The organism is Massilia sp. NBRC 108631, assembly GCF_059704565.1.
Genome location: NZ_BAAKJE010000103.1, coordinates 1 through 463, shown reverse-complemented (window position 1 = coordinate 463; position 463 = coordinate 1). Strand labels below are relative to the sequence as shown.

Sequence of the window (463 nt, the reverse complement as noted above, 5' to 3'; positions counted from 1 at the left end):
GGGTGCCGAACTTTTCCACCGGCTTGGCGCTGTCGGCCTCGCGCGATCCGGCTTGCGCCTTGACCGCCTGCTGGCCGTTGACGGCGCCGGCGTGCTTGCCGCTTTGCTGGGGATTGACCTGGGTGATGAAGTCCTTGTGCGCGGCGGCGGCGTCCTTGCTGGTGAGGGCTTGCTGCGCGGTGGCGGCGTCGCCCAGCTGCTTGGCCAGTTCCTCGGCGGCCTTCAGCTGCGCCAGCGCTTCGGCGGTGTCGAGCTGCGTGGAGGTGATGCCGCTGCCTTGCGCGTTGCGCGCGCTGGTGGTGAGCAGCACGCCTTCGGCGCCGCGCAGCACGGCCCAGGCGTCGGTGCGCAGTTCGAAGCCTGCGCCGCGGTAGCTGCCGCGCTGGGCGGAGCCGGGCGCCTGCTGGATCAGGTAGCCGAGGTTGAGCTGGGTGGCGGCGCTGCTGCTGGCCAGGCGCGTGCG

1 protein-coding gene is annotated in these 463 nt (G+C 72.4%); it reads right to left on the bottom strand.

Features of this window, described 5'->3' with window-relative positions; genetic code table 11:
- Positions 1-463: type VI secretion system Vgr family protein (locus AC6H42_RS12290; RefSeq protein ID WP_497548155.1), on the bottom strand; the 463-nt coding region annotated here is incomplete at both ends.